Annotated in this window: 6 protein-coding genes and 1 pseudogene; 2 read left to right on the top strand and 5 right to left on the bottom strand. The window is 45.7% G+C overall.

Annotated elements, in window-relative coordinates; all coding sequences use genetic code 11:
* A partial coding sequence (locus tag ACLFWI_RS23000) for a hypothetical protein (protein ID WP_446414858.1) occupies window positions 1–299 on the bottom strand: 299 nt, incomplete at its 3' end.
* 287 nt (window positions 300–586) lie between these two features.
* Between ACLFWI_RS23000 and cobA the strand changes: the two genes are divergently transcribed.
* Together cobA and ACLFWI_RS23010 are read left to right on the top strand one after the other, a co-directional pair.
* On the top strand, window positions 587–2,116 hold the full coding sequence (cobA, locus tag ACLFWI_RS23005; RefSeq protein ID WP_446414862.1) for a uroporphyrinogen-III C-methyltransferase: 1,530 nt from the start codon (window positions 587–589) through the stop codon (window positions 2,114–2,116).
* A 195-nt stretch (window positions 2,117–2,311) separates the two neighbouring features.
* Entirely contained in the window at window positions 2,312–3,520 is a 1,209-nt protein-coding gene (locus tag ACLFWI_RS23010) for a hypothetical protein (RefSeq protein WP_446414859.1), read from the top strand.
* Window positions 3,521–3,546: 26 nt separating this feature from the next.
* Here ACLFWI_RS23010 and ACLFWI_RS23015 read toward each other — a convergent pair whose 3' ends face one another.
* The 4 genes and pseudogenes from ACLFWI_RS23015 to ACLFWI_RS23030 form a co-directional block, all read right to left on the bottom strand.
* On the bottom strand, window positions 3,547–4,134 hold the full coding sequence (locus ACLFWI_RS23015) for a Uma2 family endonuclease (RefSeq protein WP_446414860.1): 588 nt from the start codon (window positions 4,132–4,134) through the stop codon (window positions 3,547–3,549).
* Window positions 4,135–4,254: 120 nt separating this feature from the next.
* Complete coding sequence (locus ACLFWI_RS23020) at window positions 4,255–6,252, bottom strand: family 10 glycosylhydrolase (RefSeq protein ID WP_446414861.1); 1,998 nt, start codon at window positions 6,250–6,252, stop codon at window positions 4,255–4,257.
* Window positions 6,253–6,518: 266 nt separating this feature from the next.
* Window positions 6,519–7,055: an HAD-IIIA family hydrolase gene (locus ACLFWI_RS23025; RefSeq protein WP_446409373.1), complete on the bottom strand. Its 537-nt coding sequence runs from the start codon at window positions 7,053–7,055 to the stop codon at window positions 6,519–6,521.
* A gap of 129 nt (window positions 7,056–7,184) precedes the next feature.
* Window positions 7,185–7,421 (bottom strand): annotated as a pseudogene (locus tag ACLFWI_RS23030) (cupredoxin domain-containing protein); the annotation flags it as partial.

A 7,421-nucleotide genomic window follows, 5' to 3' on the forward strand; every position in this document is an offset into this window, starting at 1 on the left:
ATAGCCGGTCCTGACTTAGAATCTTGAGATTGCTCCATCTTTTCTTTATTCGCTGATCCTTGAACCGTATTCGTACTGTTATTCGCCTCCGCTTGCACCTCTTGCATAGAACGCGGTTCTTGTTTCAAAACTTGTTCAGCTTTCTCAACAATTTCGTCTAGGGTTGTGCCACCTTTGTCAGATCCACCTACAGCCGCCGCTGGTAAAGCGTTTGATAAAAACAGAAATGTGCAAAGTGAAGCGGCAATGAGAAAACGCAATGGACGTGCAGAAAAGAGTTTTTCTCGAATAAATTGCATAAGATTGGTTTCCTTTTCGTTCGACAGTCCATTTTACCACTCAGATTCACCGGAAGACAGTCTGCTTATATATGATTGTTTTAATCACCTAGCTGAGAAATATAATAGATTCTCAGGAGGATGTGTTTAGGAAAACAGTTTAAAATTGGAGAATGGTTCACCCTAATCAAGAATCCAGAATCAACAATCAACAGGCAGCGGACAGCTTTTATCCTGATTATTCTAGACGTAGGCGTTCTCGACGCCCTTTGGGTAAAGTCTATCTCGTCGGTGCTGGACCCGGAAGCATGGCATACCTCACCCTACGCGGGCAACAGATTCTCCGTCAAGCGGAGGTATTAGTCTATGACGCTTTAGTAGACGCCCAACTTTTACAATTAGTCCCAGCAAATTGCCGCCAGTTTGATGTGGGAAAGCGGGGGGGGCGCCCCTCAACTCCGCAAGCGGAGATTAATCAATTGTTGGTTGAACAATGCCAACAAGGGAAGCAAGTCGTCCGTTTAAAAAGTGGTGATCCCTTTATCTTTGGTCGGGCGACATCTGAAATTCAAGCGTTAACGGATGCAGGTTGCGCCTTTGAGATTGTACCGGGGATTTCCTCTGCCCTAGCTGCACCCTTACTGGCAGATATTCCCCTGACGGATGCGGTGTTGAGTCGCTGTTTTGCTGTCCTGAGTGCACATCAACCCGAAGCCTTAGACTGGGAAGCATTGGCACGAATCGATACTCTGGCTATTTTAATGGGTGGGCGTCATTTAGCCACAATCGTTCAGCAGCTACAGCGTTATGGCAAATCTGATCAAACCCCTGTGGCGGTGATTAGGGCTTGTGGACAGACTCAGCAACAGGTTTGGGTGGGAACCCTGTCGAGTATTGTTAAGCAAACAGCGGGTGTCTCCCTGTCTCCGGTGGTGATTGTCGTGGGAGAAGTGGTAGGATTACGAAATTATCTGCGATCGCAACCCCAGTTACCTGTCGAGTTTACCCCAAAACAAGAGACAATAGGCTATGACATCAATAAACGTAGTTTCCCGCAGATGCTTCAGGGTCAAACAATCTTAGTCACTCGTTCGGCTCAACAGTCGAGTACATTTCGAGACTTGTTAGAACAAGAAGGTGCAACGGTGATTGAAATGCCCGCCTTGTTGATTACACCGCCGTCGAGTTGGGACGCCTTAGATCAAGCCATTACTAATTTATCCGATTTTGATTGGTTAATTCTCACCTCAAGTAACGGCGTCAAGTACTTTTTTGAACGATTGCTGACACTAGGAAAAGATAGTCGTGCCTTATCCGGCGTCAAAATTGCTGTTGTGGGCAAGAAAACGGCGGCTAGTTTAAAGGAACGGGGATTACATCCAGATTTTATTCCCCCAGATTTTGTCGCCGATTCTCTAGTTGAACATTTTCCTGAACCCCTGGCGGAACAAACTATCCTGTTCCCGCGTGTAGAAACTGGGGGACGAGAGGTTTTAGTCAAAGACTTAACTGCCCAGGGTGCTACTATTGTGGAAGTATCAGCCTATCAGTCAACCTGTCCAGGGGAAATAGCACCCCCAGCTTCGGCAGCGTTGCAAAATCATACCGTCAATATTATTACCTTTGCCAGTTCTAAAACCGTCAAAAATTTTAGGAAGCTTTTGGACAAAAACAGTAATCATCCACTCTCGCTTTTGGAAAATGTCTGTATTGCCTCCATTGGGCCACAAACCTCTAAAACCTGTCAACAACTCTTAGGGCGAGTGGATGTAGAGGCTCAACAGTATACCTTAGAAGGGTTAATCCAAGCCATAGTACAATGGGTAAATCAAACATAAAATTGCATTCTGGAAACCGCAGCCGCACTAATTGCCATAATTCGCCAGAGACTCAACGCCCCCAGCAAACCGCTTACAGGCGTCCAAACACGACGGGATAAGAATTTCAGTCGGTTGTAATTGAATCAACGTACCGCAATTGGCGACGGAATATAGCTTCTAATGCTACCCTGAACGAAAAAGTCAGCAGCAGCCATGATGACAGAGCCAGAACTCGAACAGACGACAGCAACACCTGAAACACCTGACACACCTAAAAAGCCTGAAACACCTGAACCACCTGAAACATCGGATACATCTGACACACCTGAAACATCTGACACACCTGAAACATCTGACAATCCTGAGGAGGAAACAAAGGAATCAGAAAATGATGGAATTATCTTCCAAGCGATTGGAATCGTCGTCGGTGATGTTAGCTGGTCAGACGAGGGGCGGGCTATGCTTACTATGGCGGGTCGAGACTATCCCTTGTTTTATACATCTCGATTACGCAAGGCTTTCAACGCTCTGAAACTGGAAATCAAAAACACTGGCGAAGCGACTCAACGATTAATCGTTTACCCCAGAGTCACCCACTTTCCTCAGCGCACCAAGTCGCATCAGATTTCCTTTCAGTTGGTAGGATTCTCGAAAGGAGAACCCGATGGCGTTGCGGCACAATTGGACGATTTTGAGTTTCAGCTGCGTGGCTTGTGGCAATTTATACCTGTCTGTCGAGGACCAGTTGTCTCCATTTTCCGTAATTTCAATCGCGATCGCTTAGATTATATCAAGCAAGCTGAACCAGCGCAAAAGGTGAGATTTATGAAGGCGTCTCACTTACCGTTGATGTGGAAAGATTCTCCGATTAAGCCATTCCGATTCAATCCCAAAACCCCCAAAGAGGAGCAAGGACATCCGGCATTTATTCAAGTCAAGGCTAAATTTTTGCCCACTCGGAATCTTTTTGAGTTTGATGCTCTGTTAGCACCACCCTTGGATAAAGCACCTAAGTTTTTGAAGGCGTCGAAGGCGGACAAGACAGCCGTACAGCAGGAGAAACGGCAGAATAAGTCACCGCAGAAGCCGAGTCCGGGAAGGCAGAAGCCAGAAGCCAAAGAACAGCAGTCAGAAGGCAAAGAGCATAAGCCGAGTATAAAACGGCAGAAGCCAGACGTGAAAAAGCCGAAGGTAGAAACGAAAGAGCAACCGCCTAGTACAGAAGAGCAAAAGCCAGAAGCCAAAGAGCAGAAGGTAGAAACGAAAGAGCAACAGCCTAATACAGCAGAACAGAAGCCAGAAGCCAAAGAACAGAAACCGACTACAGAGGAGCAGAAGCCAGAAGCTAAAAAGCCGAAGCCAAGTAAAGTTAGGAAGAGAGTAAAAGCCAAGGAGCAGAAGCCAGAGGACAAAACCGAATAAGGTTTATGGTATTGTTTACAATCGGCTTAACCAAGCGTATTATCTATATATGCAGATAAACTCAAGCTAAATCCCGGTAATAGGGCTTCACCCGATAATTCTGTCGGCAGATTTCGTATTTCTACTGGCTGTCCCTGGCGATAAATTTCCACTTGCTGCTGCTGGGGATTAATTAACCATGCCAATAGCACGCCAGCATCCATATACTCTTGCATTTTGTCACGTAACGGTTGCAAATCATCGGTGGCTGACCTTAATTCGATGACAAAATCAGGTGCAATCGGGGGAAATTTTCGCCGTTGTTCAGGGGGGAGCGCTTCCCAGGGTTCTCGGCGAATCCAAGCCGCATCTGGGGAACGTTTCGCACCATTGGGTAACTTAAATATTGTGGAGGAACTGAAGGTATAACCCAGGCGAGTTTGTCTGTTCCAGATTCCCAAATCGACAATTAATTCGGCTTCTCGATTTCCACTTTCTCCGCCAACGGGTGGCATAATAATTAAGTCTCCCTTTGCCGTCGTTTCAAAGTTTAAATCGCTGTTATTTTGACATAATTGATAGAACTGCTCGTCGGTTAAGTGAATTCTGTCTAAATTTAAGGTTACAGTATTCATTATCTTTCCTAGAGTAGAGATGTTCTGGTGGAATGTATTGGTGTTGGATTACTCTCCGAGAAGGCTTCGCCTAAGTTCCAAGGGTTCAACCTACAATGTTGACATCCTTTAACATCGGCATTATTGAATAGACGCCACAACTCCTAAACTTTCATTCGCCAGTTTGTCTACAGCACACACCGCATAGGTTCCCGGTGCTAATTCTGTCTCGGTTGTCTCTTCGGGCAAAATTTTGTGCAGTTTCCAGTTCTCGCCTTGCTGCTGATACACTGTCCAGGAGCGAATCTTGGCATTAACGGCAGCATTCCAAATCAGCTTATTTCCAATCACTCTCACTCGAACTGGAATCGCTGGCGGTGTATCACTTAGCCATGACATAGTTGGAGATAAAGCGGGTTGATTATAGACAGAGGATTGGAATTTTTCAACGACTCCCAAACGATTTTCATTAAAGACTTTCATATTATAAAAAATATTGCCGAGGGAGAGTTGGGGGGCAAAGTTGCGGGTAATATCAACCTGTCGTTCATATTCCAAGAAAGACCAGTCTTTATCATCCAAAATACTTAACCGATTACCTGGATAAATATGTCGCTGTTTCGGGTTATTCTCAGTCCACCATTGCAGGAGAACGGGATAACTTTGGGCTGGGGGGTCAATGCGCCAGTATAATTGCGGGGCGATATAATCAATCCATCCTGCTTCTAACCATTTTTTCGGGTCAGCATACAGGTATTTATATTGATCTAACCCTTTAATTTGGGCAGGTTGTCCGGGGCGGTAAATGCCAAAGGGACTAATGCTAAATTTAACCGATTTCTTAGTAGCGCGAATTCCGGTATAAAGGCGTTGCACCATTTGATTCACATTTTCCCGCCGCCAATCCCCTCGGCTAAGGGTGCCGCCTTTGGCTCGATAAGCATTGTATGTTTGATTATCGGGGAACTCTTCACCCGCGATGGGATAGGGATAAAAATAATCATCCAGATGAATGCCATCGACATCATAACGCCGCACGACATCCATAATTACGTTATAGGTTAAATCTTGAACCACTTTGACACCAGGGTCCATCCACTGCTGATTGCCATATTTATACACGTATTCGGGATGAGTGACACTAATGTGAGGGGCGACACTGGCGGAACTTTGGGAAGAGGTTTTGGCGCGATAGGGATTAAACCAGGCGTGGAGTTCAATATTGCGCTGATGACAAGCCGCGATCGCAAACTCTAAGGGGTCATAATAAGGATCGGGAGCTTGACCTTGTCTGCCAGTTAGCCATTCACTCCAGGGTTCTAACTCAGAGGCATAAAAGGCATCACCAGTCGATCGAACTTGTAATATTAACGCATTTAACCTAAGTTCAGCCATGCGGTCAATAATTTGTAACAATTCTCGTTGCTGTTGGGCGACAGATAAGCCCCGTTGGGGGGGCCAATCTATGTTCCAGACAGTCGCTACCCACACCCCGCGAAACTCCCGTTGATGGCTCAGTTTTAGGGTTTTCTGACCCACGATAAGATAGTCTGAGCCAATGGCGTTGAGTTGACCGGTATAGACTAAAGCTTGGTAAATAAACGCGGCGACATCCGCACGAGTGGCGGCTTGGAGGGGATTGAAGCGCTTAACCTGGGGATAATTCACCACCATTGCTGTATTGGTTGCGATCGCAATCCGATCAATAGCATAGTTGGGAATGTCCCCAAAATCCTCATAGAGTTCCGGTAGGGCGGCTTTCACCTCCGTTAATCCACTGGTGGTTATCTCCAATCCCGTTATCAGAGACACCAACACTTCCACTCTGGCAATACTCGCCTCTGGGCGAAACCGATTTCCCGGATACCCCGACATAAACCCGGTTTGATACGCCTTAGCAATCGCCCCAGTTGCCCAATGTTTGCTGGGAACATCGACAAACGGAACATTCGGGCGTTTACTCGGTTTAGAAAAAGCATTTTGCAACAACGCCGCAAACTGCGCCCGACTCATGGGATCATTAGGACGAAAACGCCCATCGGGAAAGCCACTAATCATACCCGCCTGGGCTAACCCTTCAATAAATGAACGCGCCCAGTGGTTTTGGATATCGGGGAAATGGGGAGTTGATGCTGCCATTAAGAGTCGTAACCTAGATAGAGAATACTCGAAGTGTTTGATAGGTAAGTTTCGATACCTTATCTTGATTATCCGGGACATCGGTATCAACGTCAGCCTCTCGCCCAATTATTTTTGCAGCCTATCTTGTACTAAGTAGGTTGGTGGAAATAAACTCAACTATTATATTAATATTCTGGCATTTCAGCAGTCGTTCACATTCATACTATGGGGAGACGTTGAGGAAAAGAATAGTTTGTTATTCTCCTTAACAGTAGTAGGAAATATCAACAATCTCTTGTCGTATTGCCAGTGATCGCGTCTTGATGTTGCTCAATCCAATCCCCTGCCCATTGAAAGGAAACACCTGCTCGTTGGGCAGCTTGTTCATCTTCGGGGCGATCACCCACATACAACGAATTTGACGGAGTGTGTTTATGTCTGACCATTGCGAGCTGCAACATACCTGATCGCGGTTTGCGATACTGTCCAGACCACTTGGTTTGGCTGTGGTTATGAACATTATGACGAGTAACGCGGAAACACTTTGTACCTTTAAAATCAGGGCAGAAGTAGATTTCTCTCAGTTCTGGTAATAATTCAAGAGTATATTGTTGTTCCTGAACGCATTCTTGCATAGACTTATGACCAGCAGCAACTCCGCCTTGGTTAGTGATACCCACCATAATCCAATCGTCTTTGTAGGCGCGAACGGCAATCTCGACACCTGCAATAATGCGTTGATCTTGGGGATGTTGAACGTATTGCTGTTCGCTGAGGGGTTCCCGGAGCGTACCGTCTATATCTAATAGTAATAAGCTCATCGCGCCTCTTTTTCACCTCGGCTCATATCTTCAAAAGGATTATTTCTAGTAAACTACCAAGCCCAAGCCACGAAGAGTGCCTGAAAAGGAAGTCGCAACCAAATCAGCGTTGTCTTCGCCGATTCTTATTCAAGATTTGTTGGATTGATGTTTGCTCAATAAAAACCACCAAAGTTCTGCACCAATTAATACAACTCCTCCTAACGTAACACCTACTTTCAGGAGTAACGGTTGCTCAATTTTGCTAAATTGACTCGTTTTCTGGGACTGATGTTCTGATAGTTTCGCCGTAGCTGGATTAACGGCAACTCCGAATATAAGTCCTAAACTAATCAGATAGGCTAAGATTTTAGGTTTAGTTACCAT

It is taken from the genome of Coleofasciculus sp. (assembly GCF_046539235.1).
In the GTDB taxonomy this organism is placed as follows: domain Bacteria; phylum Cyanobacteriota; class Cyanobacteriia; order Cyanobacteriales; family Coleofasciculaceae; genus Coleofasciculus.